This window comes from Eisenbergiella sp. OF01-20, assembly GCF_003478085.1.
GTDB lineage: Bacteria > Bacillota > Clostridia > Lachnospirales > Lachnospiraceae > Eisenbergiella.
In genome coordinates, this window is the sequence record NZ_QUES01000005.1 from 117,199 (window position 1) to 142,326 (window position 25,128).

Here is a 25,128-nt window from a genome sequence, read left to right on the forward strand (position 1 = left end):
CGCTCCGGCAGAACGCTTTTATATGGACCGGTTTTATCTGGATTTGGCTTTTGCCGCCGTCTCCCCGGTTTTACCCTTCACCTTTGTGCGAAGGACAAACCACAATGCACCGGTAATACATACGGAAGAATAGGTTCCGCAGATAATACCCACCATCAGGGGAAGCGCAAATTCACGGATAGAGCTTACGCCGAGGATATAAAGCACAGCCACCATGATAAAGGTTGTCAGGGAAGTAAAAATACTTCTGGATAAGGTCTGGGTAATACTCTTGTTCACCAGACCGGGAAGATCCCGTTTTCCTTCCAGCGCCATATTCTCACGGATTCTGTCAAAGATAACAATTGTGGCATTAATGGAATAACCCACAATAGTAAGCATACATGCAATAAAGGTGCTGCCCACGGATACACGCACCGCCGCGTAGAAGGCGAGTACCACCAGTACGTCGTGGATCAATGCAGCAACGGCGCTGGCGCCGAAGCGGATATCCTTGAAACGGAACCAGATATATATCAGCATACATACCGTAGCAATGACTACAGCGATAACCGCTTCTCTTCTCATCTCCCCGCTGATGGTGGAGCTGATGGTTTCCGCGGTGATCTTCTCCTGATCCACACCGAAGTTTTCTTCCATTACCTGATTCAGTTCTTCTCTTTCGTCCACATTCAGCGTTCTTGTCTTGAAGATTACCTCGTTCGTACCCTGTACCTTCTGGGTCTGTACATTTCCGTCACCTGTAATTTTTTCAATCATGGGAACAATGTTGGCATCGATATCTTCAATAGACCTGTTTTCGTTGAAGGAGACATTGGTGGAAGTACCTCCCATGAACTCCAGGCTGTAGTTAAGAATCTGTCCTGTACGGCCCTTGTTCACGCCCATGAAAACAAAACCGGACACAATAAGGACGATAGAAACCGCAAAAAATACCACTTTTTTGGAAAGGAACTCCACAGGCTTTTTATCCCTTGCATGACCATAAAGTTTTTCGCTCTGAAGGCCGACCGCATAGAAAGCATTCAGAATCAGCCTGGTAACCACCAGCGCGGTAAACATGGATACCACGATACCAAGAGCCAGCGTCTGGGCAAAGCCCTTGATAGTGCCGGATCCCATGAAGCCGAGTACGGCTGCGGCGATAAGGGTCGTAATATTACCGTCCAGGATTGCCGAAAGGGCCTTCTGGAAGCCGATTTTGATGGAGGATTTCACAGTCTTGCCCGTGGCTATTTCTTCCCGGATACGTGCAAAGATAATTACGTTGGCATCCACCGCCATACCGATAGACAGGATAATACCTGCAATACCGGGAAGGGTAAGGGTTATTTCAAAGCCGTTAAGCAGCAGGATCATCAGCACCACATACATACACAATGCCAGAGAGCTTGCCACACCGGGAATCCAATATACAGCTATCATAAACACCATAACGATTGCCATACCGATGGCACCTGCCATGAGGCTTCGGTTAATCGCTTCGGAACCCAGCTGTGCACCGACCACATTGGATCGCAGTTCTTCCAATTCCAGCTTCAGTCCGCCGATACGGATCGTGGAAGCCAGGCTCTCCGCCTCTTCGAAGGATCCCATACCGGTTATTACGGCAGAACCGTCGGTAATCTCCGACTGCACCGCAGGAGAGCTTACAACGGATCCATCATAAATAATATAGATGATGTCGCGGGTGGGAGCCGCCTTTTTGGTTGCTTCCGCAAATTTGGTCTTCCCGTTTTCCGTCAGGGTGAGCTGAACCACAGGCTCCTGGTTTCCCAGGGAGTTGTTCTGATAGCCGGCCTGCGCATCCGCAATGTCCGTCCCCTCCAGGACTACATTTCCGGATGAATCCTGGAAGGAAAGGGAACCGGGTTTGCCCAGTTCTTCCAGCACTGCATTGGCATCGGAAACGCCGGGGATTTCGATATTGATACGGTCTCCGCCCTCCTGGTAAACCTGTGCCTCCGTGGAATAGTTCTCCACACGCTTCTGCAGCTTGTAAATCGTGTCGCTCATATCAGCCGAACTGGGTTCTTCATCCCCCACCACCTGATATGTAATGCTGACACCGCCCGCCAGGTCAAGTCCCTGCTTAACGCTGGACGCGGAGCCTGATTTGTTCTCGCCAACACCAAAAACGGACACATAGCCCAATCCGGCCAATATGACGATGAACGCAATCAGGGTGAAAATTCCTTTTTTCTTGTTCATTGCTTTTTATCTCCTTCATTCTAGTCGGCCAGTGCCGCTTTTATCATAATCGCACATTCAATGCGCTTTTTCTGGAGTTCACATCCCAAATCGTAGGTCCCGTTTATGCCGCCTGTAAAATTATAGGAATTGGCTGCGCAGCCCCCGCTGCAGTAAAACTTGGCAAAACAATCCTTACATTTTTCCTTGGCATATACATTGCAGCATTTGAATTCATCCCGGATATCCGTCCGGACAATCCCCGTGTCCACATTTCCCATCAGGAATTCTTCCTTGCCCACAAACTGATGACAGGGGTAGAAATCCCCCCAAGGGGTCACCGCCAGATATTCCGTTCCGGAACCGCACCCGGACAGACGCTTCGCCACACAGGGTCCGCCGCTTAAATCGATCATAAAGTGGAAGAAATTAACGCCTTTTCCTTCTTTCTGCCTTTTGATCAGTTCCACAGCAAGCTTATCATACTCTTCCAGGAGTACGGGCAGATCCTCTTCCCTGAGCGCATAATCTTCGGAAGGATCCGCCACCACCGGCTCCACGGATATCTGCTGAAAGCCCAGATCCGCCAGATGCTTCACATCTTCGCCGAAGTCCAGATTGTTATGGGTAAAGGTTCCCCTCACATAATAGTTGAACTGTTCACGGCTTTCCGCCAGCTTCTGAAATTTGGGGACAATCGTTTCATAGCTTCCCTGACCGCCCCTGTGAGGCCGCATTTTATCATTGATTTCCCTGCGTCCGTCTATACTCAGAACCACATTTGACATCTCTTTATTTACAAATTCCTGGATTTCATCATTCAGAAGAATTCCGTTGGTTGTCAGTGTAAAGCGGAATTTTTTGTGATGGGGTTCTTCCAGGCTTCTTCCGTAAGCTACCAGATCTTTTACCACCTGCCAGTTCATCAGCGGCTCTCCGCCAAAAAAATCCACCTCCAGGTTCACCCTGCTGCCGGAGTTCGCAACCAGGAAATCCAGGGCCTTCTTTCCCACTTCAAAGCTCATCAGCGCCCTTCTTCCATGGTACTCCCCTTCTTCCGCAAAGCAGTAACGGCAGGCCAGGTTACAGTCATGGGCAATATGCAGGCAAAGAGCCTTTACCACCGTCTGCCTGTCCTTAAAGGCACCGATATAGTTTTCATAAATATCCTCCGTATACAGCTGCCCTGCCTGATAAAGCTCCAGGATTTCCTCCACGGCCTCTTCAAGCTCTCTTTCCGTATAGGAACCATTTCCCACAGGAACCGCCGCTCCTGCAGCAGAAACGGCCTCCCTTTTCAGCGTATCCAGAATCCCGTCCTTATCCTTTACGCCGTTATTCATGCACTCCTCAATCCGTGGTATCACATCATAGACACAATCGTCCACAACATGTACGCTTCCGCTGTTTACATCCATTACGATGTTGTAGCCGTTGTTTTTGTACTGGTGTATCACTGGAAAACTTCCTTTCTGTTTACTTGCAACTGTCCGTAACCCTCACAGTTACATTTTCTTTCCGCTTGCACGGCCGACCACCGGCAGGAACCGCTTACGGCTCCCGCCGATCATCTTCACGTATAATAAGCAGCGATGGGTATCGCTGCTTATAAAAACCTTATTTGGTTTCTTCAGAATCTGCTTATTTCATCTTCTCGCAGCTCTGGTTTCCTACTGTACAGGATGTCTTGCATGCTGACTGGCAGGATGTCTGGCATTCGCCGCAGCCGCCCTTCTTCATGGATTCCTTTAAGTCTCTTGTGGTCAGTGTTTTAATATGTTTCATACCATTGCCTCCTTACTTGAGAAACTGTCTGAACGGCCTCTCTTTCTCTGGACAGAATACCGTCCTTAAGCCGGACGCCATTGTCTAAGCTAGTATATCATAGTTTTTTATTCAGGGAAAGTATTTTTGTCAAAAAAAGTACATGCTTAATAAGTACATGCTGCATAACAGTTCAGACTGGTCTGAACTGCCGCCAAAAGGCTCCGGTGTCCCTAAACGCCCCTAACTGAGCATTCCTCCCAGCATTCCTCCCGCAGCACAGATCGACAGCGTGGTGAAAAAATGTGTGCCCAAATCTTTGAATTCATGATTCACCGCCAGGGATACAAGAGCCATGACTGCAAAATAAGCCAGTCCTACCGCCAGTCCCCACAGGAATTTTTTGCTTCCCATCCTTTTTCCCGTCATGAAGCCCGCAAAAAATACGGCAATTACATAGATAACAATGATGGCGATGGACACAACCTTTTCGGACAGCTGAAACTTGTAAAGGAATAACGCCAGCAGCAGCAGGAAGCCTCCTGTCAATATGTAGGAAAATAACAGGCACTTCAGAAGAAATAATATATTTGAGCTCCTGATTTCTTTTTTGTCCATATCCGCTCCTCCTTGACACATATATATTCCTGTCCCCCTGCATTTTATACCTGGGATTTGCTGTTTAGCTTGACATTTCTTCTGTATTTTTGTAAGATTCCTATAATTACAGTTATAACTTATGAAAAATCCGTCTCGGCTTTGCCGGGCACAAAACAAAAAAGGAGTGAAATTTTACGTGGATTCATCGTCGGTCCTACAATTTGTCTTTCTGGTAGTTCTCATTGCCCTCTCGGCATTCTTTTCTTCTGCGGAAACCGCCCTCACCACCGTCAACCGGGTGCGTGTGCGAACGCTTATTGAAGAAGGAAACAAGCGTGCCGTAATCCTCCAGAAAATTCTGGATAATTACAGCAAGATGCTCAGTTCCATCCTCATCGGCAACAACGTGGTTAACCTGTCCGCCTCCGCTCTCACCACTACTCTGGCCATGAAAATCTGGGGAAACTATGCGGTCAGCATCGCTACCGGCATCCTGACTCTCGTGGTACTGCTCTGCGGGGAAATCGTTCCCAAGAATGCGGCAACCCTGAGTTCCGAAAAAATATCCCTGGCCTATGCACGGGTTGTTTATACATTGATGAAGCTGTTAACGCCTCTTATCTTCATTGTGGATCGCCTTTCCGTAGGCATCATGATACTGCTGCATGTGGATCCCAATAAGAAAAAGGATCAAATTACCGAATCCGATTTAAAGACCTATGTGGATGTCAGCCACGAGGACGGTATCATCGAATCGGAAGAAAGGGAAATGATATACAATGTGTTTGACTTCAGCGATGCCGTCGCCAAAGATATCATGATTCCCCGTATCGATATGAGCACCATAAGCGTAGAGGCCGGCTATGAAGAGCTTCTCCGTGTGTTTAAGGAATATATGTACACCCGGATTCCTGTATATCAGGATGATAACGACAACATCATCGGCCTTGTGAATATCAAGGACTTTATTCTGGTGGAAGATCGGGAAAACTTCCGCATTACGGATATTCTCCGGGATGCCTATTATACTTATGAATATAAGAAAACTGCTGATTTGATGATAGAAATGCGGGAAAAACGGTTTAATGTGGCTTTTGTGCTCAATGAATACGGTTCCTGCGCGGGTATGATCACGCTGGAGGATCTCCTGGAGGAAATCGTGGGAGAAATCCGAGACGAATACGATGCGGATGAAGACGAACTGATTCAGGAAATCGGCGAACGGCAGTATCTGGTGGAAGGCGGTATGAAGCTCGATGACATCAACGATGCCCTGGATACGGAACTGGAAAGCGAAGATTACGACTCCATCGGCGGTATTATCATAGAAATCCTTGACCGCATGCCGGAACCCGGTGATGAGGTAACGACGGATTCCGGCATCGCCCTGCGGGTGGAAAACGTCCAGCAGAACCGGATTACCAAGGTTCTGATGACCCTGCCTGAACCGGCCGATCCCGAAGAGGAATCCGAGGAAGACACCGATTCCCGGGATTCCCTTTTTGACAGGGGAAATAAAGAAAAAGCATCCGCCGATTAATCGGCAGCAAAAAAAACGGGAAAGCACCCCTCTGGGGTGCTTTCCCGTTTCTGTTTCATACAAAGGAGTCTCGCTGATTCCTATAAGGACGGCCTGCGGAGCATCCTCTGTTTCCGTCCGTTTACTCATTCAGGGGCTTCTTCTGTTAAAAATACCACGCCTTCTTCATCGAACCGGAACAGACAACTGTTTCCGCTGTCATCCGTTATGCGCACAGCCTCTGCCGTACTTTCCGTATTTTCGTCTGCAATTCTCACTCTGGATGCTTCCGCCGAGTCCGGATCGATGCCGGCTTCCTTCAATCCTGCCATAACAGCTTCCCAATTGGCCTTCAGGTCAAAAAGATAAGGGGTCTTTTCCAGGCTTATCCTGGTCAAACCATTCCCTTCATAAGCAACCACCACATATCCGTATGTACCGTCAGCACCGGAATAAGTACAACAGTACAGCTTTGCAGTCTCCGTCAGGCGGGTTTCCTCGGTATCAGGCATTTGATACGCGGTAAAGCTGTCATAATTCCAGACCGGATCCACCGCCTCCCCCGCCCATTGCACCAGCAATTTCCTGAAAATGGATTTATGAAGCATTTGGAAGGCTCTGGACTGCTGTCCGTCGTAATAAGAAGCAATTAACTTCTCCTGCGCAACGTCATTTTCCGCTGCCGGTGCCGCATGCACTTGTACCGCCCTGCCGCAGGCAAAGGCTCCTGCTCCCAGCACCAGAAGTAATCCTAATATCAATCCTGCTTTTTTCATTCATCCCCACTCTTTTCTCCGGGTTGTATTTGTTTATCCCGGTACTCTTATCATAGTTCCTGCATCTGAAAAAACAATTGGGGAAATTCTCAATTTTTTCTAAAGATTGGCATTTCTTGAAACGAAAATTCGCTTTTCTTGCAAAAAGGATCGCGGCAGCTTATGCCGCTTTACGGATCCTGCCCGGACTCCGGCCGTTTTTTCCGCCCCTCCCTTATCGGAATTTTCTTACCTCCGCCTTTTTCAGACGAATTGGAACAAGGTGATTTTTACAGCATAAAATAATAGCAAGGAAAATACAGGTGATTTTTTATGGCTGATTATACTTATACGATATTTCTTGACGCGGGGCACGGCGGATCGGATCCGGGTGCCGTATACAACGGAAGACGTGAAAAAGATGATACCCTGAATCTCACTCTCGCCGTAGGCGATATTCTGGAGAGCTACGGTTTCAATGTAATATACGCAAGGACAGAGGACATCTATGAATCCCCTTATCAAAAGGCCGCTGAGGGCAACGCTTCCGGCGCCGACATCTTTATCTCCATTCACCGTAATTCCAGTCCCTATCCCAACCAATACAGCGGTGTGGAAAGCCTGGTATACAATGCCTGGCTGCCGGCCGGCACCATTGCCACCAATATCAACCGACAGCTGGAAGAAGTGGGCTGGAAGAACCTGGGTGTCAATGAACGCCCCAATCTGGTGGTATTGCGTCAAAGCAACATTCCCGCCGTTCTGGTGGAGGTGGGCTTCATAAATAACGATCAGGACAACGCGCTGTTTGATCAAGAGTTCGATGCCACCGCCCGGGCCATTGCAGACGGTATCGCAGGAACACTCTGGACCTGGTAAGCAGGATACATCCGCACCTGCCGGCTGTTTTCCCGCCGGCAGGCGTATCATTTCCGCCTACATAAACAGGGATATCAGAGGTATTGTGATAATGCTAAACAGCGTACTCAGCACGGTCCCCCGGGTACAGCAGGTTTCATCCGCCCCGTATTCCGCCGCCAGCGGAACCACTATGCTCGCTACAGGCATTCCCAGCATGAAAATAAAAATCCCTGTCAGTTCATTGGGAAGGCCCGAATTTCTAAGCAGCAAAGCCGCCGCAATCGGTAAAGCAAGAAGCTTGATGCCCAAAAGTCCGTATATTTTCAGATCGCTCACCAGTTCCCGGATATCCGCCTGGGCAATGGATGCCCCTATAAGCATCATCGACATGGGAATGGCGGCATTCCCCATATACCCGACAAAGCTTTTTACACTGTCCGCCACCGGCACCCGCCAGACAAAAATCACAATGGACACCAGGCACGCCGCCACCCCCGGATTCATAAGCTTCCCCAGCCGCAGCTTCTCTTTTTTCCCATCTGCCTTTCCGGATATTAAGCGAATCCCGTATGTATACAGCAGGAGATTAAAGCCAAGGATATAAAAAGAAACGTAAAATACGCTTTTTTCCCCATAAATGCTGGATATCAGCGGGATTGCCATGAATCCCACATTAGAAAAAACCATCATCATCCGGAACAGATGGCCGTGCCGTTTTTCCACCTTAAGCAAGCGTACCACAAGAAAACTCGTCAGAATCAGGATCGTGAAATAGAAAGCGATGAAACCAAGATTCAGCAGTATCTTTTCTCCGTTTTCCCCGTTATCCCGTTCCATTACCCCATTGATAATGATGAGGGGATTCAGGATGTTCACCACAATTTTGGAAAGCTTCGCATATGCATTTCTGTCCAGCCAGTCCTTTCTGTAACTCACATACCCGATCGCCATCATCGCCAAAAGTATCAGCATCTGCTGCAGCACTACAAAGGTGTCCATGTATCCCAATCCCCCTCGGCCCCGTTTCTTTGTCTGCCGCCTATACCGTCCGTGCCGGTATGCGGGATATCTCTTCAGGCCTATACATGGCATTGTATCACAGATTTTCCGGTATTTCCATATGGATTCCCAACGGATGGCAGACTACGGTGTATCGCCTCCGGCGCCTGTCAGATAATTCGTCACCGCATAAACTGTCTGTCCGCCCACGGTCAGACGGGACCATCCATTGCTTCCGATTCCGGTCCGGGACGCCACTTCTCCGTTGTGAAGAATACCGACCACCGTATCCGGGCTGTCCGTACTGGGTACTGTACGCAGGTTTGTCTCGCTTTTGGCTGTAACGAGATCATTGGCCGGTGTAAAGGTAATGCCTGCCTCCGGATTATCCGGCGTGGGTGTGGTGCTGTTTTTATAATTGAGATCCGTTGTAAGATAACTGGTAACCGCGTATAAGATCTGTCCGTTATAGCTGATCTGGGACCAGCCGTTGCTGCCGATTCCCACTCTGGTTACCGTATCCCCGTAATGGATGGTGGCGACGATGGTATCCTGTTCCGACGTTCCCGGCCCTGTGCGCAGGTTCGTTGTATCCTTGGCCGTTACGATTTCGTTTACGGGTTCATAACCGGGTCCTTCCTGTACAGGAGACTCTTCCTTTACGGGCGCCTGATAGGTGAGATCCGTGGTCAGGAAACTGCTGACTGCGTAGACCTTCTGCCCGTTGTATTCCAGCCGGGACCAGCCGTTATTCCCCACGCCGGTCCGCGTCGCTGTCTGTCCGTTCACCAGCTTATCCACCACCTGGGACCCCTCTGCCGTTGTAGGCGCCGTGCGCAGATTGGTTTCTATTTTTGCGGTAACCGTCTCCTCTGTTTCCGTAAAAATAATTCCCACCTCCGGATTGGCCTCCACCACCTCCGCAGGCGTAGGATCCTTGGCTTCCGCTTCCTTACTGTAGCCAAAATAAGCCACATTCACATCCACCTTTTTCCCGATGCCCGCCACCTGGCCCTGGCTGGTATACTGCCACATATCATGCCTTCCGGAATAGGTGGAAGCCGCCGTATCCGGGAAGGGCTTTTCCGGATACTGGGATACCCATATCTTATATCTGCTTCCCAGCACATCCATATCCCAGTCGGCGCTGCCTTCCATTTCATTTTTTGAGGCATAAAACATGGGGGTATATCCCGCTGCCTGTATGGTGTCGAGAAACGCCGATGCAATATTGGTGCGGGCGGTTTTATCCAGTCCGTACTGTCTGCTGTCCTGTGATTTAAAATCCTCACAGTTATAGGCAACCGGGTAGGTGATTCTATATTGGGAAATAAAAGAGGCCAACCAGGAGGCTTCCTCCTTTGCTTCCTGCTCCGACACCGCTGAGGAAAAGAAATACGCGCCTACTTTAATCCCGTTTTTCTGTGCCTCCTGCATGTTGTATCTTGCAGTGGGATCCTCATATATAATACCCGTGGCCTTGGTCCGGTATCCCACGCGTACGATGACAAAGTCAATCCCGGCCTCTTTTACCGCCGTCCAGTCGATATTCCCGCCCTGATATTTGGATACGTCAATTCCCAGGGTAGCCTCCGCCGTCTCTCCGTCTTCAGGCTTCAGGGTGTCTGCGGTAATCGCTGCAAAAGCACCGCTTCCCTGCCCGGAGGCATCGGAGGATTTCTGCGGATCCTCTTCATCCTCCATGCTTCCCACTTCAGCCGCCACCGCAGTAATGCTGCCCTTTCCGGCAGCCTCTTCGGTATGTTCCGTTTCCGTCCCCACGCTTTCCTCCGCTGCCGGAATACTCCCCGCAGCAGTTTCCTCTGTACCGGCAGATTCCGCAGTGTTCTCCGTCAGGTTTCCCGTTTCCCGGCTTTTATCTCCGGAAGAAACCCGTAAAATGACCGTCACAAGCGCCGCCACCAGGAGCACAGCCACCCCCGCTGCCAAAACAAGGAACGCGCCGTCCCGGTTCCTGCGCTTTTTGTGTTTCCCTTTCTTTTTTCGCCCGTCCATAGTATCCCTCGTTATTTTTCCAGAATATACTCGGTCAAATCCTGCCGGAACCGCTCCCAGCTGTCCTCATGTTCCACAAAATAAAGCGGACATTTCTTACCGCCCACATCATAATGGCGCAGCACATCCTCCGGAGTCAGCTTATATTCCTTAAGCAGCCAGGCCGTCAGCCGGATGAGCGACTGATATGTCGCATCTGTAAATTTACCATTCTCATCCAGATAACAGCACTCTATGGATATGGAATCATAGTTCCTGGTCTTTACGGCATAGCCGATTTCATTCAAGGGCAGGCACTGGATGATCTCTCCCTCATACCCAATGATAAAATGTGCGCTGGCGGAGGTTTCCCCGGTAATTCCCAGGTTTTCAAAATAACTCCGGTTCTGGCTGGCCGACGTGTTCTTATTCGCCGTATAGTGAACAAATATATTTTTTACCCCGTCCAATGGTTCCCCCGGCCGGGAATAAGGGTTTACCGTAAGGAAATTTTCGGTAATCGCCGGTTTGCTTGTATCATTTTCCCGGATAAGTTCCGTCCGTTCCGCATCCGGGAACCGGGTAAAGGCACCGCTTTCCTGTATTATCCCGATCGCCTTCCATAAGAGGAAACCCAGAAGAATCCCGGTAACCAGAATCCCGCTTACCAGAACGGTACGGGCGATTATGCGCTGCCGGCGCCGTTTCCTTCTCCTGGCAAGGATCTCTTCCCTGCTCCTCTTTCGCCGCTGCGGCGGCTCCCGCAGCGTTATATCAATATATTCCAGTTCCCTGGCCGCAGCACCTGTATTCGTGCCCGGATAATATCTTCTGCCCGTCTGTACCCCTCGTTTTGCCATGCCTTTTTCATCCTTTGGATTTTTATCTGCCGTTTTCACACGGCGTTTGAATCATATGATAATAGTATAGCAGGAAAACCGGGATTTTTTATTTAATAAATAATGAAGTTTTCTTTAAAATTGATTCTTCTATTTCCAAAATTACTCAAATGTCTTATAATACATATCAGACGTAAACGAAAATGAGGGATAAAAAATGTACGAAAATGAAAATGGACAGGGCTTTGGCCCTACTGACAATACAGGACAATGGGGCCGGCCGGATAACGGGCGGCCAGACAGCAACCAGACCGGCCAGCAGCAGTATTATGATCCGCAGACATCCCGCACCTACTACAGCGGCCAGGATTATGCCCCCTATTCCGGACAGGCGGGCCCCGGCAGTTATGACTCCCAATATTCCAATAACGGCGCCCCTTTTTCCGCAGGGGATCCTTTTGCCGGCAACAGTCCCTTTCCTTCAGGCCCCAATTATCCCAATGGGCCTTATCAGCCTAATATGCCTTATAATCAGGGGAGCGGAGGGATTTACTCCTCCAACCGCAGCAGCGGCCTGGCTATTGCCTGTCTGGTCCTGGGTATACTGGGTTTCCTGACCGGTGTCCTGTTTGTCGGTATCGCTTTTGATGTCCTGGCTATTATACTGGGTATTATATCCCTGGTACAGAACAGCCGTAAAAAAGGGATGCCTGTGGCCGGAATGGTACTGGCGGTTCTTTCCATCCTCCTCACCTTCCTTGTTTATTATGGGATAGGGGTAAGCCAGGATCGCTCGGCCCGGGGGATTGACCAGAAAATATACGTTCCGACCGCAGAGGAAAGTGCGGCCAGCGGCGTGCTGATGCCCAATATCACCCAGACGGATTACGAGACGTCAAGAGGGCTGATCCTTCTTTATGAAAACAAAAACAACGTTGATGTAGAGCTGGAAATCACAGTAACCTATTATGATGAAAATGACGATCTGCTGTTTTTGAGGAACAGCTATATATGGGGCTGTGCTGCAGGCGGCAAAGCGGCAGTGGATGTTTCCTATCCGTATGACAAGGATTATAACAGCCTTCCTTACAGCCGGTATGAAATTAACACTCTGGCAAAAGAGGTGGACTACAAGTACTACGGCAGGAACTATGGCTCACAGTTCCAGATCCAATCCAATACGGGAGCCGGCGGCGGGGTTCTTGCATCCATTACCAACCCAACCGGCATGGTATTTGATTCCGTGGAACTGGTATGTCTATATTATAAAGACGGCAATGCTGTCGGTATGAACTCCCAATACATAACCGATATGGGAGAATCGGCCAACGTGGATTTTTCAGTCCCCTATGACTCGGATTACAACGATTTGGAATTTGATGATTACGAAATCATCGTGAACAGCACGACGATTTACCCTGACTGAGGTTCCCCTCCTATCCGTCCTGTCTGCACCATACACGGATTTTTCCTTCCTCTATCAGCTGCAGGAACACATCCGTCAGATAGGGGTCAAACTGGGTATTCTTTCCTTTTTCAAGCTCTTTCACCGCATAGGATATCTGCATCGGTTCTTTATACGGCCTTCTTGCGGTCATCGTGTCAAAGCTGTCCGCAAGGGCAAGGCAGCGGCCTCCCAAAGGGATAGCATCCCCGGCAATACCGGTAGGATAGCCTTTTCCGTCATACCGTTCATGATGGGCAATCACGGCAGGCAGCATATAATTCATATCCGGGAGGAAGCGGATCATTTCCACCGCGTTCTTCACATGCTCTTTCATGACGGCATATTCCTCTTCCGTAAGAAAGGTCTGTTTTTTCAGGATGTTCTCCGGAATGCCGATTTTTCCGATATCATGCAAAAGCCCTGCTTCCCGGATGATCTCCACTTCCTCCTCCTTGAGTTCCAGCGCCTGGGCAAGGACTGTGGCATATTCCGATACCTTCAGGGAATGACGGAAGGTGATCTGATCCTTTGCATCTACCGCAGCCATCAGCGCATAGATCGTAGGCGCTATTTTTTCAAAGGAACTCCGGTAATAGCCGGATCCCTCTCTGGGACGGTCTTCCTTCCTCCAGAGCGCCGTCTGGTTCTTCCCCCTTGTTTTCGCATAATACACCGCACGGGCGCAGCTTCCCAGCAAATCCTCTTTTGCACCGATATTTTCAGGATACAGGACAATGCCGCAGCTCACAGTGAGCTGATGGATCACTTTATTTCTTTCCCGGCTCACCAGCCTGATTTTTTTCCGGATACGCTCGGCAGTCTCCAAAGCCTCCGCCTCCGTCATCTGCTGTTCCAGTAAAAGGAACTCATCCGCGCCAAAACGGTAAAGTTCCCCTTCCGGGCTTTTCTCCTCCCGGATGATCTCCGCCACAAACTGCAGCAGCGTATCGCTGCGCATATAGCCGTACATTTCGTTGTAGAGTTTGAAATCATCCACATTAATATCAATTAAAGCCGCCTGATGTATGGAATTCCCCATATCCTCACGCAGCCGTTTCAACAGATATCTGCGGTTATAAGCGCCTGTCACATCATCCGTCACAAAATTTTTCCAGGCTTCCCCGGCATTCCATGCATTTTTCAGCGACAGCATTCCCAACGTACAAAGGAGACGCAGGTTCTTTTCCTCCTGCGGCTCCTTTTCCTCTTTTGTTTGGCAGGGCACAAGAAAGAAACCAAATTTTCTGCCTTCATAGATCATTTCACCGGCTATTTGTGCGCCGAAGGCTCGGCTAAGAAAGGGACTGTCAAACAGTTCCTCTTCCAGCTTTCCGGGGATAATGGGAAACCGGCCCACAAGCCTCTTCTGTTCAAAGACAGAGGTATCCCCCTTCCGTATGAACAGCGCCAGCCCCTCGTATTGCGTGAGCCCGGCCGCTGTTTCCATCAGATGATCATAGATTTCGTCCACATGGGACGCATGCAATAATTGTTCCTGTAATCTATCCAGGGGTTCCTGTTTCGCTGCCAAGTCTATACTCTTATTCCTTTTCTTCTATAGGATTGATAGAGATACCCAGTTCCTCCAGCTGCTTCCCGTCAACTACATTCGGTGCCTCCGTCATCAGACAGGAAGCATCCTTTACCTTCGGGAATGCAATTACCTCACGGATACTTTCCGCGCCGGTGAGAAGCATAACCAGACGGTCAAGCCCATAAGCCAGGCCCGCATGAGGCGGCACTCCATATTTGAAAGCATCCAGAAGGAATCCGAAACGCTCATATGCGCTCTCTTTAGTAAATCCAAGTGCCTCAAACATCCGCTCCTGGATCTTATCGTCAGAAATCCTGACACTTCCTCCGCCCAGCTCCGTACCATTCAATACGATATCGTATGCCTTTGCACGCACCTTACCGGGATCCGTCTCCAGCATCTCCAAATCCTCTTCCATAGGCATGGTAAACGGGTGATGCATCGCCATATACCGGTTTTCTTCTTCGCTCCACTCGAAAAGAGGGAACTGCGTAACCCAAAGGAAATGGAACTTGCTGTTGTCAATCAGGTTCATCTGTTTTCCCAGCTCCAGTCTCAGGCCGCCCAGTACATTCCAGACAATGGAATTCTTATCCGCCGCAAACAGCAGAAGATCGCCGGGTTCTCCCCCCATAGCTTCCACCAGGGCTTTCAGCTGATCCTCCGTCATAAATTTAGCAAAGGAGGATTTATAGCTCCCGTCAGGAAGAACACACAGATAAGCAAGGCCTTTTGCACCATAGCCCTTTGCAAAATCCACAAGGGCATCGATTTTCTTTCTGGGCATTTCCGCCTGTCCTTTGGCATTGATACCCCTTACGGAGCCGCCGTTTTCCAGGGCAGTGGTAAATACACCGAAGCCGCAGCCGGCAACAACGCCGGAAACATCCACCAATTCCATTCCGAACCGGGTATCCGGCTTATCGGAGCCAAAGCGGTCCATGGCTTCCTGCCAAGGTATCCGGGCAATAGGCAGCTGCACATCCAGTCCAATCGCTTCCATACAGATATATTTCAGCAGCTTTTCATTCACTTCGATTACATCATCCACATCTACAAAGGACAGCTCCATATCCACCTGTGTGAATTCCGGCTGTCTGTCCGCACGCAGATCTTCATCCCGGAAGCATCTGGCGATTTGGAAATAGCGATCATAGCCGGAGCACATCAAAAGCTGTTTGAAAATCTGGGGAGACTGGGGTAATGCATAAAAGTTTCCCGGATGCACACGGCTGGGAACCAGATAATCCCTCGCTCCCTCCGGTGTGGATTTGGTCAGCATAGGGGTTTCGATCTCCAGGAATCCTTCTTTAGACATAAATTCCCGGATTGCCATTGTTATCTTGCTTCGCAGAATGATTTTGCTCTGCAGATCCGGCCTTCTTAAATCCAGATAACGGTATTTCAGACGCAGCTCTTCCTTGGTTTTGGACTCTTCCTCAATGGGGAACGGAGGGGTCAGCGCTTCGGATAAAATGCGTACCTGGGATGCCCGTACTTCAATTTCACCGGTTGCCAGGTTTTCATTAACCGCACCGGCTCTCTTTTCTACTTTCCCCACAACCGCAACCACATATTCACTGCGCAGCTTCTCCGCTATGGCAAAGCCTTCCGCACCCGCGTCGCTCTCTTCAAAAATCACCTGGAGGATACCGGAACGATCCCTCATATCAACAAATATAATTCCGCCTTTATTTCTCTGCTTGGCTACCCATCCCATTACGGTAACGGTTTCTCCCACATTAGCTGCGGACAATTCCCCGCATCTGTGGGTTCTTTTCAGCCCTTTCATTGACTTTAGCATGTCTGTCTCCTTCATCTTAAGATTTATTTTAAAGGATTCTGGTAAAATTCCCTGAATTCCTCCCAGCCTTCCTTCATAAGCTGTTCCTTCTGGAACTTTTTGTTTTTATTCATCCGTGCCACCAGTACCTGGGTCCCCTTTGCCCGTTCTTCCTGGGCCTGGGCAATCACCTTGCACAGCTCGTCCCCGGACACTCCCTTTTCAATAAGGAACGCTGTTTTCCCGGGCTTTCCGGGAATCTGGAAACCATTTTCCATCAGAAGCAGGATAATCCGTTCAAAACCAATAGAAAATCCGCAGGCAGGAACATCATTGCCTGTAAATTTGCCCACCATCTTATCATAACGGCCTCCGCCTCCGCAGCTTCCCCCGAACTCCGGGATCGCGATTTCGAATATCGTTCCGGTATAATAGGACATTCCGCGTACCAGGGTCGGATCGAATACAATAGCAAACTCCCCTGTCTTTGTTGCGCTGACACTTTCCGTTATCTCACTTAGATTGTCAGCAATTTCCTCATCCAGAAAACCCGAAAGAGTCTCCTTCAGATAGCCGAGACCATCCGAAGCTTCCTCCAGCCCTCTGAACAGGCCCAGATATTTATCCACGTTTTCCTGGCTGAAACCGCATTCCAGCAGTTCCTTTGCCACGCCGTCCAGTCCGATTTTATCCATTTTATCCAGGATAATAAATACAGAATCAAAGCTTTCCTCCGGAAATCCGCTGTAAGCCGCCATAGCCTTAAGAATCCGGCGCTCATTGATGCGGATCTGGAAATTTTTGAAACCGAGCTTACCCAGCGTGGTGGTGGTTGCCAGAATCAGCTCTATTTCCGCCAGATTGGAGGGTTCCCCGAAAATATCGATATCGCACTGCATAAACTGGCGGTAACGTCCTCTCTGGGGTCTGTCCGCACGCCACACATTTCCCATCTGCAGCGCCTTAAAGGGCGTTGGCAGCTGGCTGGCATTGTTGGAATAAAAACGTACCAGAGGAACCGTCAAATCATAACGCAGGCCGCCGTCTACTAAATCAGCCTCCTCCTTTGCCGTTTCCAGGTTCAGCTTTTCCCCTCTTTTCAATATTTTAAATATCAGCTTTTCATTATCGCCGCCCTGCTTATTTGTCAGGTTTGCGATGTTTTCCATACAAGGCGTTTCGATCGAGGTAAACCCGAATTTGCCATATGTGTCTTTTATTACGCCAATCACATAATCTCTCAGCTGCATCTCAGCCGGCAGAATATCCTTCATTCCTGTTACCGGTTTCTTGTTCAATGCCATAATTATTCGTTCCTTTCCTGGTTCCATTCTGTCCGAAACCTTCCATTTTAACTGTTGCCTGTCTGTCCTTCGTTTCCGCGGCACATTCTTTTACTGCCAGCACAGCACGTACACAGAGCCGCTGAACAGCTACACCGATTTTACACTTTTTCCCTTTCTTTTTCAAGGGAAAGTTCCGACTCTGCCTGTACTACTGCATCTGAAGAAGCCGTCGTTTTCTGTCTATCATATCATCGATTTTTTCAATATAGAGAGCCACATCCTTTACGCTGTCACAACGTTCTATCCTGCCGTCCGGATATACCGATTTGGAAATAGTCCCTGCGCCCAGCGCCATGATGGTCTGCTTTTCTTCCATAATAAGAATATTATAGATTCCGTAATTTCCTTCCGTGGCATAGCCTACGTTTTCAAAATTGCCGGACATGTTTTTCTGGCGGTACAGGTAATAAGGCTTCATCCCCAATTCTTCTGCGCCTTTCGCAGCAATTTCCATGGTCTCATCCGTATTATGGAGAGTTTCAAGCCCGTTTTCTTCTATCCAGAGACTCATTTTGGAAGCCCGTTTAATAGCCAGGGAATGGACGGTAAGGCTGTCGGGATGCAGCCGCTTAACGGCTTCCATCGTATGTTCCACATGCGCCTTCGTTTCTCCGGGAAGCCCAAGAATCAGATCCATATTGATATTGGTAAAGCCTTCTTCTCTGGCCACGCGGAACGCTTCCTCCACCTGCTCCACCGAATGCCGCCTTCCGATTAAGTCCAGGGTTTCCTGGTTCATGGTCTGCGGATTTACCGATATCCGGGTTACGCCATACTCTTTCATCACCCTAAGCTTGTCACGGGTAATGCTGTCCGCACGGCCGGCCTCTACGGTAAATTCTTTTACCTGGGAAAAATCAAAGGACTCCCTTATCTTTTTAAGAAGCCGCCTCATCTCTTCGGGTTCCAGTGTGGTGGGTGTTCCCCCTCCGATATAAACACTGTCTAAGATCTTATCCCTGCATGCTTCTCTGACAAAATCGATTTCTTTCTCCAGCGCGGAAAGATATTCCCCCACTCTGGTTTTCCAGGAAAAGATAGGAAATGAGGTAAAAGAACAGTAAAGGCAGGTAGTAGGGCAGAAAGGAATGCCTATATACAGACTGTATCCTTTATCATAATGGATATCCGCCAATATCCGTTTTTCCCTCCTGGCTATATCAATAGCGAGCAGCGCTTTTTCTTCACTGCAATAATAGGTCTCCTTCATATAATCCAGGATCTCCTCCTCTGTGGAAGGCCGCCCGGAACCCGTTCCTTCGTTTCCGCCGGCTGCCCCGGACTCCAGGAACTGCATGGCAATTTTTGTGGGCCGGATTCCGGTGAGCGTTCCCCAGGGCAGCTGTTTTCCTGTATATTCCGAAAGGATACGGTACAACAGCTGCTTTAATTCATTTTTAACCACAGGCCGTTCCTCCGGCCTGCTCAATACAGCCTCATATTCCGCTCCCGACAGTTCCACCTGTATTGCTTCGCTGCCAAACCGGATAAAAATCCGCGGATTCTCCCCGTCCGATTCAAAATCCTTCGTCCCCTCTTCAAAAACCTTCACCGTCTCCGCCGGATAAAAGGCCTTTATGATGGAATGGATATCATATTCAAATTGTGCTTTATTCAGCCTTACTGCCAGCATTTCATGCTTTCCTTCCCCATTCATAGATAAACATGAGTAAAACCAATCCAGCCTTTGCCGATTGGTTTGTACTGATGTTTCTGATAACAGATGCCGTCACTTATTTGTTAAGTAAAGGATAGGCATCCTCTTGTACTTTATCATCAAAATAATCTGTTCCTTTCACTGGCAATAGGGATTATATTTCTTTTCATCACCGATAGTGGTCTGATCCCCATGTCCGGGATATACGGTCACGTCTCCGGGAAGCACCAGCAGTTTTTCCTTGATGGATCGTACCAGGCTGCTCATGCTTCCGGTAGGGAAATCCGTTCTTCCCACGGATCCCTCAAACAGGGTATCCCCGGACAGCAGGATCTTTTCCTCTTCTATATAATAGCAGCAGCTTCCCTTGGTATGGCCCGGTGTTGCAAGAAGGCGGAAACGCATTCCGGCAAGCTCCAGCAGCTCTCCATCCTCAAGATAATAATCGGGAACGACGGTTTCCGGCCTGCCGGCCTGATCCGATACATTCATTGCGGCGTTTTCGCATACCTCTTTTTCCTGCTCATAAGCATAAATGGGAGCGCCTGAAAGCTTACGGAGTTCATTGGCTCCCCAGATATGATCGAAATGGCCATGGGTAAGCAGAATGGCAGATACATGAAATCCTTTCCCTTTAAGGGCTTCATAAATCTGCCTTCCCTGGTCTGCCGGATCCACCAGAACCACATCCGTTTCTTTCCCGGCACCGGCTTGGGCCTCTGTCCCGGAATTCTGTGATTCCTTATATACAAAATAACAATTGGTCTGGCACATGCTGAGAACCATGCGCCCTATTTTCAAATTCGCCATGTGTTTAACTTCTTTCTATATCAATTATGCTGTCTATTGTCCGGATCTTATCGATGATACGGATCAGCTCATCTCTGCTGCTGATTTCAAAGGATGCGGACAGGGTGGCCATTCCCTGTTTATTGGTCCTTGTATTCATTGAGAGGATATCGATGTTCTTTTCTGTAAGGGCCCTGGAGATATCAGCCAGCAGGCCGCTGCGGTTATTGGCGTAAATATTGATTTCCGCCAGGTATTTTTCACCTGCCCTGTTATCCGGGGAAGCCTCCCATTCTGCATCGATCAGTCTCGCCCGTTCCACTTCCGGCAGATTGATGACATTCACGCAGTCTGTCCTGTGGATGGAAATTCCTCTTCCCCTGGTAACAAAACCGATAATTTCATCACCCGGGACCGGGGAACAGCACTTGGAAAAACGTACCGCCACGTCATGGATCCCCTTAACCACAATACCGTTCTTACTCTTTGCGCGGGGAAGCATCTGCCTTGCCTGGGCGTTTTCCGCCACGTTGGCAAGCACCTCCTCATTGCTCAGCACCTTGGGATGGTCCTTGTCATACAGCTCCTGCATACGGTTGATAATCTGGCCTTCCTTCAACCCGCCATGGCCAACAGCTGCCAAAAGGGATTCCCAGTCCTTAAACCCATATTTTTTCATCTGGGCTTCCATATAAGGAGGCTTCATGATATCGGAAATGTTCACGCTTTTGGCTTTACAGTAAGCGTTCAGCATTTCCTTTCCTTTTATGATATTTTCTTCTTTGAACTCGTTCTTAAACCATTGGTTGATCTTGTTTTTGGCCTGTGTGCTCTTTACCAGATTCAGCCAGTCCCGGCTGGGGCCTTTGGAATTCTGGGAAGTGAGGATCTCTATCCGATCGCCGTTCTGGATTTCATAATCAATGGTGACAAGCTTGCCGTTTACCCTGGCTCCGATCATCTTGTTTCCCACGGCGGTATGCACGCTGTAGGCAAAATCAATAGGGGTGCTGCCCGCCGGCAGTGTCTTTACATCACCGGTAGGGGTAAAGCAGTAAACGCTGTCGGAAAACAGATCCAAATCGCTTTTCAGCAGATTCATGAATTCCTTATTGTCGGACATATCCCTCTGCCATTCCAGAATCTGGCGCAGCCAGGCCAGCTTTTCTTCTTCCTGGGCCGCCACCTTCTTGCCGTCAGAGGCTTCTTTGTATTTCCAATGTGCGGCAATACCAAATTCCGCCGCCTTATGCATTTCCATGGTACGGATTTGGATTTCGAAAGGCTGGCCGGAACTGCCGATTACCGTGGTATGCAGAGACTGGTACATATTGGCCTTTGGCATGGCAATATAGTCTTTGAATCGGCCGGGTATAGGTTTATACATTTCGTGGATGACACCAAGGGCTGCATAGCAGTCCTTTACCGAATCCACAATAATACGCACGGCGAACAAATCGTAAATCTGATCCAGCGTCTTGCTCTGGTTTTTCATTTTTTTATAGATGCTGAAGAAATGCTTCACACGTCCGTCAATCTGGGACTTGATGCCTGCATTTTTCATATGTTCCGTCACTTCATCCACGATCTGCTGGATATACTCTTCCCGCTCGCTTCTGCGGACGGCTATTTTGTCCACCAGATCATAATAGACATCCGGCTCCAGATATTTCAGGGAAAGGTCATCCAGCTCCACCTTAATTTTGGATATGCCCAGGCGCTGGGCGATAGGCGCATAGATTTCCATGGTTTCCCTGGCAATTTTCTGCTGTTTGGCCGGAGGCTGGTATTTCAGGGTTCTCATATTATGGAGGCGGTCGGCCAGCTTTATCATGATAACCCGGATATCCTTTGCCATGGCAAGGAACATTTTACGCAGGTTCTCCGCCTGCATTTCCTGCTGATCCGCCGTTTTATTATCCCCGTTTCCCTTGTCACTGGGGAAATTGATCTGCTGCAGCTTGGTAACGCCGTCCACCAGCAGGGCGACATCCGGCCCGAATTCCTTTTCGATTTCTTCCTCGGTCATGATGGTGTCTTCCACCACATCGTGAAGAAGCCCCGCTTCAATCGTTTCCTTATCCAGTTCCAAATCCGCAAGGATTATGGCGACACATAAGGGATGGATGATATAAGGCTCCCCGGACTTGCGCACCTGCCCTTCATGGGCGGCATAGGCAATTTTATAGGCCTTCTCTATCATGGAAATATCGTCCGACGGATGATATCTGCGCACACGGGAAATAAGGTCCTGATAAAGCTCCTCAGGACTTAAATATTCTTTCATGGCTTCAATCCGTCCGTCGTCAAGAACCAGGCCTCTGCCTTTCTTTCTCTGTCCGCGGGCAAGACTGCCGCCGCCCTCATACACAATTTTACTTTTTTCTTCCGGCAGCACGGCCGTTTCTGTGGGAGCCACGGCCTGCACCTTATCCGTTATCTTTTCATCCGTCATATTCATATATCATCACCGGCGCTGCATTATATTGATCTGGTTACTGGATTCCATAGAGTGCGGGACATCGCTTCCATCCCATACACTCCCTGCCCTGCTGTCTTACTTTCCTTCAAAGCAAATGGCGGATTCCAGACGGTATCCTGCCAGCTTTTCCCGTCCCTTCAAGCCCGCAAGCTCCATAAGGACGACGACTCCGACCACTTCTCCGCCCAGCTCTTCCACCAGGCGGATCATCGCCTCCGTAGTACCGCCGGTAGCGATAAGATCATCCACTATCAGAATTTTCTGACCAGGACGGATAGCATCCTTGTGAATCTCAATAACAGCAGTGCCATACTCCAGATCATACTCCATGGAAGCGGTTTCACAGGGAAGCTTTCCCTTTTTCCGGATAAGAACGAAGGGTTTATGATTATTGTAAGCGATAGGCGTTCCGAAAATAAATCCTCTGGATTCCGGTCCCACTACCACGTCAAATTCCAGATCATCTATCAGTTCCTGCATGGTATCAATAGCCAGATGCAGGCCGTCCGCATCCTGCAGGACACTGGTTACGTCCCTGAACATAACTCCTTCCTCCGGGAAATCCGGGATACATCTCACATACTCTTCCAGTTTCTTCATGGCGCTTCTCCTTCTGGTCATTTTTCCCTAAAAAACTATATTTTATTATATTATTTCTCCCCAGATAAGTCAACCGACCAAAATGTCCGTATTTGCCTGCTTATCAATGGGCCGACTGATCTATTACCATCCAAGGGTCATATTTCCATAGAGAAGGTCTTTTATGACGCCGAAAAATTCCCGTACCATATTGTTGGCCTGCATGGCGGTATCCGAAGGGGCGGCCAGGCCATAGACGGTGGAATATCCCTGACTGGCAGCCAGTCTGGTGCTGCGGTATACGTGAAAGTTATTGGTTACGATTCCTACGGAAGCCTCCTCCGGAATCAGGCTGCGGGAATACTCCAGGTTTTCTTTGGTATTGGTGGATCGATCCTCCAGCAGGATTCTGTCCGGTGCAATTCCCTTTGCGGTCAGATAGTCATACATTCCCTGCGCCTCGCTCACCGGTTCATTGCTCCCCTTTCCGCCTGACACCACCACGAGCGTCCCTTCGTTTTCCACCAGATAAGCGGCCGCCGTATCCAGACGCAGTGCCAGGGCCTTGCTCGGTCCGCTCTCCCGCATCTGTGCACCGAGTACGATCAGATAATCCAGATCCGGCACGCCCTTACTGGAAAATCTGCTGATCAGCAGTCCCTCCACAAACAGGAACACCGCCGCCCCCAGAAGTACGACAGCGATCATCAGCTTCCGCATTCCTCCCGGAAGCTGCAGCCATACACCATGCTGGTATAACCAGGCCAGGGCGAGGAAACCGGTTCCCGCTATCCCCCATATAAGGAAAAACCAGGAGCCGTAAACACCGGAAATAAGTATTCCCGCGCAATAAAGCAGACAAAGAATTCCCAAAGCGATTACTATATATGTCATTTTTTTCATGTTCCCTCTCTTTCCATCCCGTTTTCATAGTTACAACAGATTTAATTATTCTAACATAAAAGTCCTGTTTTTGTCTCCTTTTGTCGAAATATTACGTTCTCTGCCAGATTGCAGGGCATCGGAAAGGGTGATACGATAGAAGTAAGATATAAACAGAAAGACGGTGGAAACCAACGAATGAAAAAAGAATGGGATTTAAGTTCACAAAAACTGGGAATTCTGCTCCAGAATTTCGCAGATATGATATGGGAATATGATATCCAGACGCACGCCTTGTTTCCGGAACCGGAGGCAGCGCTGCGCTGCGGGCTTCCTGACAGGATTACAAACGGCGCACAGGGACTTGTTGATACAGGCCTGCTTCACCCGGATTATCTTCCCGCCCTTTCCCATCTGTTTCATTCGCTGGAAGTCCAGGACTGTACCCTTACCGCCGAACTTCTGGCCCGGCTTGGCACGTGCAGGGACTATCACTGGTACCGTGCAGTTTTTACCTCCTTCGCGGATTGTGTTTCCGGGCAGATGCAGGCAGTCGGTTTTTTCCAGGACATTGACTATGAGGTACACCAAAGGCTTAAGCTCCAGCATCTGGCCAACATGGACAGCCATACCGGCATTTATAATGCCGCCGCGGGCAGACAGCTGATCCAGAATAATCTCATGCAGCAAAGCTCTTCCACCCGCAATGCCATGTTTGTTTTTGATATTGACAACTTTAAAGTTATCAACGATACATACGGCCATTGCCAGGGAGATGAGATTCTGCATCATTTCGCCACCATACTGCGCTGTGTATGCCGGAAAACAGATACGGTTTACCGGATAGGAGGAGACGAATTCGGCCTTTTCGCCTATAATACGGATGATGAGAATCTGGTACAGAGAATTTGTTCCGAGATCCTCCGCCGAACCAGGGAATTAAGCGAGAACTGTATTCCTGTTAGCGTCAGCATCGGGGCCGCCGTCAATAAAGAGTATGCCCCTTCCTATTTTGATTATTACCGGGCGGCGGATAAGGCAATGTATCAGGCAAAGGAAAATGGAAAAGGTAATTTTGTAACCTGTTGTTTTTAGGGCTTCCGCCGC

20 protein-coding genes are annotated in these 25,128 nt (G+C 49.2%); 4 read left to right on the forward strand and 16 right to left on the reverse strand.

The window, feature by feature from the left end; genetic code table 11:
* Positions 1-33 precede the first annotated feature (33 nt).
* The 4 genes from secD to DXA36_RS09040 form a co-directional block, all read right to left on the reverse strand.
* A complete protein-coding gene (gene secD, locus DXA36_RS09025) occupies positions 34-2,211 on the reverse strand; it encodes a protein translocase subunit SecD (protein WP_118678341.1) in 2,178 nt (725 codons plus the stop codon).
* Between the two features lie 20 nt (positions 2,212-2,231).
* Complete coding sequence (gene scfB, locus DXA36_RS09030) at positions 2,232-3,647, reverse strand: thioether cross-link-forming SCIFF peptide maturase (RefSeq protein WP_118678343.1); 1,416 nt, start codon at positions 3,645-3,647, stop codon at positions 2,232-2,234.
* Positions 3,648-3,831: 184 nt separating this feature from the next.
* The gene (scfA, locus tag DXA36_RS09035; protein ID WP_009250044.1) at positions 3,832-3,975 is read right to left on the reverse strand and encodes a six-cysteine ranthipeptide SCIFF; all 144 of its coding nucleotides are present in this window, start codon (positions 3,973-3,975) and stop codon (positions 3,832-3,834) included.
* 222 nt (positions 3,976-4,197) lie between these two features.
* Positions 4,198-4,572: a TIGR04086 family membrane protein gene (locus DXA36_RS09040; protein ID WP_118678571.1), complete on the reverse strand. Its 375-nt coding sequence runs from the start codon at positions 4,570-4,572 to the stop codon at positions 4,198-4,200.
* Positions 4,573-4,750: 178 nt separating this feature from the next.
* On the opposite strand from DXA36_RS09040, the gene DXA36_RS09045 reads away from it, so the two are divergent.
* Positions 4,751-6,094, forward strand: coding sequence for an HlyC/CorC family transporter (locus DXA36_RS09045; protein WP_118678573.1), 1,344 nt, complete (start codon positions 4,751-4,753; stop codon positions 6,092-6,094).
* 125 nt (positions 6,095-6,219) lie between these two features.
* On the opposite strand, the gene DXA36_RS09050 is transcribed toward DXA36_RS09045, so the two are convergent.
* On the reverse strand, positions 6,220-6,849 hold the full coding sequence (locus tag DXA36_RS09050; RefSeq protein ID WP_118678345.1) for a hypothetical protein: 630 nt from the start codon (positions 6,847-6,849) through the stop codon (positions 6,220-6,222).
* Positions 6,850-7,161: 312 nt separating this feature from the next.
* Between DXA36_RS09050 and DXA36_RS09055 the strand changes: the two genes are divergently transcribed.
* Positions 7,162-7,707 carry an N-acetylmuramoyl-L-alanine amidase family protein gene (locus tag DXA36_RS09055; RefSeq protein WP_118678347.1) on the forward strand — a complete coding sequence of 182 codons (546 nt, stop codon included), beginning with the start codon at positions 7,162-7,164 and terminating at the stop codon, positions 7,705-7,707.
* A 57-nt stretch (positions 7,708-7,764) separates the two neighbouring features.
* Here DXA36_RS09055 and DXA36_RS09060 read toward each other — a convergent pair whose 3' ends face one another.
* The 3 genes from DXA36_RS09060 to DXA36_RS09070 all read right to left on the reverse strand — a co-directional run bounded on the left by DXA36_RS09060 (position 7,765) and on the right by DXA36_RS09070 (position 11,543).
* On the reverse strand, positions 7,765-8,688 hold the full coding sequence (locus DXA36_RS09060; protein WP_182478988.1) for an AEC family transporter: 924 nt from the start codon (positions 8,686-8,688) through the stop codon (positions 7,765-7,767).
* A gap of 144 nt (positions 8,689-8,832) precedes the next feature.
* On the reverse strand, positions 8,833-10,704 hold the full coding sequence (locus DXA36_RS09065) for a GH25 family lysozyme (RefSeq protein ID WP_118678351.1): 1,872 nt from the start codon (positions 10,702-10,704) through the stop codon (positions 8,833-8,835).
* An 11-nt stretch (positions 10,705-10,715) separates the two neighbouring features.
* A complete protein-coding gene (locus tag DXA36_RS09070) occupies positions 10,716-11,543 on the reverse strand; it encodes a peptidoglycan recognition protein family protein (protein ID WP_182478989.1) in 828 nt (275 codons plus the stop codon).
* 196 nt (positions 11,544-11,739) lie between these two features.
* On the opposite strand from DXA36_RS09070, the gene DXA36_RS09075 reads away from it, so the two are divergent.
* Positions 11,740-12,948 (forward strand): DUF4190 domain-containing protein, encoded by a 1,209-nt coding sequence (locus DXA36_RS09075; RefSeq protein WP_118678353.1) that lies wholly within the window; start codon positions 11,740-11,742, stop codon positions 12,946-12,948.
* Between the two features lie 10 nt (positions 12,949-12,958).
* Here DXA36_RS09075 and DXA36_RS09080 read toward each other — a convergent pair whose 3' ends face one another.
* The 8 genes from DXA36_RS09080 to DXA36_RS09120 all read right to left on the reverse strand — a co-directional run bounded on the left by DXA36_RS09080 (position 12,959) and on the right by DXA36_RS09120 (position 24,042).
* Positions 12,959-14,500 (reverse strand): diguanylate cyclase, encoded by a 1,542-nt coding sequence (locus DXA36_RS09080; protein WP_147366563.1) that lies wholly within the window; start codon positions 14,498-14,500, stop codon positions 12,959-12,961.
* 10 nt (positions 14,501-14,510) lie between these two features.
* Positions 14,511-16,307: an aspartate--tRNA ligase gene (aspS, locus tag DXA36_RS09085; RefSeq protein ID WP_118678357.1), complete on the reverse strand. Its 1,797-nt coding sequence runs from the start codon at positions 16,305-16,307 to the stop codon at positions 14,511-14,513.
* A gap of 23 nt (positions 16,308-16,330) precedes the next feature.
* A complete protein-coding gene (gene hisS, locus DXA36_RS09090) occupies positions 16,331-17,590 on the reverse strand; it encodes a histidine--tRNA ligase (protein ID WP_118678359.1) in 1,260 nt (419 codons plus the stop codon).
* Between the two features lie 190 nt (positions 17,591-17,780).
* Positions 17,781-19,265: a coproporphyrinogen dehydrogenase HemZ gene (gene hemZ, locus DXA36_RS09100; RefSeq protein WP_118678363.1), complete on the reverse strand. Its 1,485-nt coding sequence runs from the start codon at positions 19,263-19,265 to the stop codon at positions 17,781-17,783.
* A 162-nt stretch (positions 19,266-19,427) separates the two neighbouring features.
* Positions 19,428-20,099 (reverse strand): MBL fold metallo-hydrolase, encoded by a 672-nt coding sequence (locus tag DXA36_RS09105; RefSeq protein ID WP_118678365.1) that lies wholly within the window; start codon positions 20,097-20,099, stop codon positions 19,428-19,430.
* 4 nt (positions 20,100-20,103) lie between these two features.
* Complete coding sequence (locus DXA36_RS09110) at positions 20,104-22,365, reverse strand: RelA/SpoT family protein (RefSeq protein ID WP_243114601.1); 2,262 nt, start codon at positions 22,363-22,365, stop codon at positions 20,104-20,106.
* Positions 22,366-22,635: 270 nt separating this feature from the next.
* Positions 22,636-23,160, reverse strand: a complete 525-nt coding sequence (locus tag DXA36_RS09115) for an adenine phosphoribosyltransferase (protein WP_118678367.1) — start codon at positions 23,158-23,160, stop codon at positions 22,636-22,638.
* Positions 23,161-23,283: 123 nt separating this feature from the next.
* Positions 23,284-24,042, reverse strand: coding sequence for a YdcF family protein (locus DXA36_RS09120; RefSeq protein ID WP_243114597.1), 759 nt, complete (start codon positions 24,040-24,042; stop codon positions 23,284-23,286).
* 177 nt (positions 24,043-24,219) lie between these two features.
* On the opposite strand from DXA36_RS09120, the gene DXA36_RS09125 reads away from it, so the two are divergent.
* Positions 24,220-25,116 (forward strand): GGDEF domain-containing protein, encoded by an 897-nt coding sequence (locus DXA36_RS09125; protein WP_118678369.1) that lies wholly within the window; start codon positions 24,220-24,222, stop codon positions 25,114-25,116.
* The last annotated feature ends 12 nt before the right edge of the window (positions 25,117-25,128 follow it).

Coding starts and splice junctions, on each gene's coding strand:
- hisS (WP_118678359.1), bottom strand. CDS start 17,590: ATGGCATTGAACAAGAAACCGGTAACAGGAATGAAGGATATTCTGCCG.
- scfA (WP_009250044.1), bottom strand. CDS start 3,975: ATGAAACATATTAAAACACTGACCACAAGAGACTTAAAGGAATCCATG.
- DXA36_RS09070 (WP_182478989.1), bottom strand. CDS start 11,543: ATGGCAAAACGAGGGGTACAGACGGGCAGAAGATATTATCCGGGCACG.
- DXA36_RS09110 (WP_243114601.1), bottom strand. CDS start 22,365: ATGAAAGAATATTTAAGTCCTGAGGAGCTTTATCAGGACCTTATTTCC.
- DXA36_RS09040 (WP_118678571.1), bottom strand. CDS start 4,572: ATGGACAAAAAAGAAATCAGGAGCTCAAATATATTATTTCTTCTGAAG.
- DXA36_RS09120 (WP_243114597.1), bottom strand. CDS start 24,042: ATGAAAAAAATGACATATATAGTAATCGCTTTGGGAATTCTTTGTCTG.
- DXA36_RS09125 (WP_118678369.1), top strand. CDS start 24,220: ATGAAAAAAGAATGGGATTTAAGTTCACAAAAACTGGGAATTCTGCTC.
- hemZ (WP_118678363.1), bottom strand. CDS start 19,265: ATGCTGGCAGTAAGGCTGAATAAAGCACAATTTGAATATGATATCCAT.
- DXA36_RS09105 (WP_118678365.1), bottom strand. CDS start 20,099: ATGGCGAATTTGAAAATAGGGCGCATGGTTCTCAGCATGTGCCAGACC.
- DXA36_RS09055 (WP_118678347.1), top strand. CDS start 7,162: ATGGCTGATTATACTTATACGATATTTCTTGACGCGGGGCACGGCGGA.
- DXA36_RS09065 (WP_118678351.1), bottom strand. CDS start 10,704: ATGGACGGGCGAAAAAAGAAAGGGAAACACAAAAAGCGCAGGAACCGG.
- secD (WP_118678341.1), bottom strand. CDS start 2,211: ATGAACAAGAAAAAAGGAATTTTCACCCTGATTGCGTTCATCGTCATA.
- DXA36_RS09075 (WP_118678353.1), top strand. CDS start 11,740: ATGTACGAAAATGAAAATGGACAGGGCTTTGGCCCTACTGACAATACA.
- DXA36_RS09115 (WP_118678367.1), bottom strand. CDS start 23,160: ATGAAGAAACTGGAAGAGTATGTGAGATGTATCCCGGATTTCCCGGAG.
- DXA36_RS09060 (WP_182478988.1), bottom strand. CDS start 8,688: ATGGACACCTTTGTAGTGCTGCAGCAGATGCTGATACTTTTGGCGATG.
- DXA36_RS09050 (WP_118678345.1), bottom strand. CDS start 6,849: ATGAAAAAAGCAGGATTGATATTAGGATTACTTCTGGTGCTGGGAGCA.
- aspS (WP_118678357.1), bottom strand. CDS start 16,307: ATGCTAAAGTCAATGAAAGGGCTGAAAAGAACCCACAGATGCGGGGAA.